The organism is Nonomuraea sp. NPDC023979 (genome assembly GCF_040639085.1).
GTDB lineage: Bacteria > Actinomycetota > Actinomycetes > Streptosporangiales > Streptosporangiaceae > Nonomuraea > Nonomuraea ceibae.
Map to the genome: position 1 here is coordinate 1 of NZ_JBEZZG010000079.1, position 2742 is coordinate 2742.

The 2742-nt window shown below is 73.6% G+C and carries 2 protein-coding genes; both read left to right on the forward strand.

Going from position 1 to position 2742, the window contains the following annotated elements; all coding sequences use genetic code 11:
* Nucleotides 1-296 (forward strand): hypothetical protein (locus AB0G11_RS48850; protein WP_357594151.1); only part of this gene is annotated, 296 nt, incomplete at its 5' end.
* 118 nt (nucleotides 297-414) lie between these two features.
* Complete coding sequence (locus tag AB0G11_RS48855; RefSeq protein ID WP_357594153.1) at nucleotides 415-2538, forward strand: peptidase domain-containing ABC transporter; 2124 nt, start codon at nucleotides 415-417, stop codon at nucleotides 2536-2538.
* The last annotated feature ends 204 nt before the right edge of the window (nucleotides 2539-2742 follow it).

Here is a 2742-nt window from a genome sequence, read left to right on the forward strand (position 1 = left end):
GCGCCCCCGACCCCGTCGCCGCCCTCACCCGGGCGCTCGCCGGCCGCGACCGGATCACCGTCACCACCGCCGACGGCCCCGCCCTCGACCTGCCCCAACCGCTGCGCACCGCCCCCGCCGGAACCGTCGTCGGGCCGGTCCCGTACGGGAGGAGTCACCTGCTCGGCGTCGTCCGCGAACGCCGTCCCGCCGACCCCGCCGACCCGCGCACCCTCGCCGCCGCCGGTCGCGCGGGCCTTGCGGAGTACCTGGCCGGACTGCGGGCCAAGGCCGACGTCGAATGGCACTGGCTGTGACCGCGCCCGATCGCCGTGGCCCGTCGTTCGCTCTGCTCTGGCTCGCGGTGGCGGTGCCGGCGGCGGGCGGGGTGGTGGCGGTACTGATCGCGGGCGTCCGGTGAGCCGGCTGCGGGTAGTGCTCCAAAACACGCAGACCGAGTGCGGGGCGGCATGCCTGGCCATGGTCCTGGGCCATCACGGCCACCGGACGACGGTCACAGAGCTGTCGGAGCGCCTCGGCGTCGGCCGGGACGGCCTCAGCGCCCGCGCCGTCGTGGCGGGCGCCCGCGAGCACGGACTGGCCGCCAAGGCGCTCCGGCTCGCCCCCGGCGAGGTCGCCCGTGCGCCGCTCCCGGCCATCGCCCACTGGGAATCCAACCACTTCGTGGTGGTCGAGCGCTGGGCCGCCGGCCGCGTCGACCTCGTCGACCCCGGCCAGGGGCGGCGACGGCTGACCCAGGCGGAGTTCGCGGCGGGCTTCACCGGCGTCCTGCTCCTCTTCGAACCGGGCGCGGGATTCCGGCGCGGCCCGTCGCCGGCCGACGCCTGGCGGCGACAGTTCGTGCGGACCATGCTCCGGCGCAGGCGTGGGCTGCTGGCGCAGGTCATCGCGGCCTCGCTGCTGCTGCAACTGATCGGCCTGGCCTTGCCGCTGCTGTCCGAGATCCTGCTGGACACGGTCCTGCCGCAACGTGCTGGCGGCCTCCTGCCCCTGCTCGGGGTAGCGGTGCTCGTCGCGGGGGCGGCACAGCTCGTCCTGGGCGGCTTGCGGGCGGCGTTGCTCGTGTCCCTGCGCGCCCGCGCCGACCGAGAGCTCAGTGAAGGGGTGATCGGCCACCTGATGGCCCTGCCCTACACGTACTTCACCCGGCGGGGCACCGGCGACCTGGTGACCCGCGCCGCGAGCGTGTCCACCCTGCGCGAGCTGCTGACCGGCCAGATCGTCACCGCGATCCTCGACGGGCCACTCGCCATCGGGTACCTGGTGCTGATCGCCGTCCGCGACCCGGTCTTCGGGGCGGCGCTCACCGGCGTCGTGGTGCTTCAGTCGCTGCTCCTGGCGCTCACCTCCCGGCGGGTCCACCTGCTGACGCAGCAGGAACTGGCAGCCGAGGCGAAGACGCAGGGCACGCTCATCCAGACGATCGCCGGTATCGAAACGCTCAAGGCGTCGGGCGCGGAGCACCGGGCGGCGCGCCGGTGGTCCGACCAGTTCGCCCGGCAGCTCCGGGCGGACGTGCGCGCCGGTCTCACCCACGGCCTCCTAGACGCGGCCGTGTCCGCGATCCGCGTGATCACACCGCTCGGCCTGTTGTGGATCGGCGCCTGGCGGGTCCTCGACGGAGACCTCACAGCCGGAGCGCTGGTCGCGCTCAACGCCCTTGCCATGGCCGCGCTGACCCCGCTCGGCTCGCTGATGAGCAGCCTCCAGAGCTTCCAGCTCGCGGGCGCCCATTTCGACCGGCTCTCCGACATTCTCATCGCCGTTCCCGAACCCGGCGAGGGCATCGAGGTGCGGCGCCTGCGCGGCCGCATCGAGCTGGACGGCGTCGGCTTCCGCCACGACCCCCGCGGTCCCTGGACGCTACGGGGCGTGACGGTGTCGATCAGCCCCGGCCAGAAGGTCGCGCTGGTCGGCGCGTCGGGCTCCGGCAAGAGCACGCTGGCCCGGCTCCTGCTCGCGCTGCACACCCCGACCGAGGGACAGATCCGCTACGACGGCGTGCCCGTGAGCGAGCTCAACCTGCGCACCCTGCGCTGCCGGTTCGGCGTCGTGACCCAGGACCCGTCCCTGTTCAACGGCACCATCCGGGAGAACATCGCGTTCAACGACCCCGACGCCCCCATGGAGCGCGTCGTCGCGGCGGCAGAGCTGGCCGCGCTGCACGACGACGTCATGGCCATGCCCATGAAGTACGACACCGTGCTGGTCGAGGGCGGCAGCCTGTCCGGCGGCCAGCGACAGCGGCTGGCCCTGGCACGGGCCGTGCTGTCGCGGCCCGAGGTTCTCCTGCTCGACGAGGCCACCAGCAACCTCGACAGTGCCACCGAGGCCGTCGTCGAGGGCAACTTGGCCTGGTTGTCCCAGACCCGGATCGTCATCGCCCACCGGCTCAGCACGGTCAGGGACGCTGACCTCATCCTGGTCCTCGACGCGGGCCGAATCGTCCAGCGCGGCACCCACGAGCAGCTGATGGCCGTGCCCGGCGCTTACGCCGAACTGCTCGCCGCGCAGAGCGGCGTCCCGCCGCGCCGTTGAGCCCGGCCCGGGCGCCCGGGACATTCCTCCCGGCCGGGCGGGACGAGGGGGATCATGCGACCCGGGACCGGTTGACGGTTGGCTGGGCGCATGATGAAGAATCCCGACACGTTCCGGCGGGTGACCGCCGCAATCGCCCTGTTCGCCTGGCCGGTGCTGGAGTTCCTGGCCTTCCTCACCTCTCCGCCGGGGGCCGAGCACGAT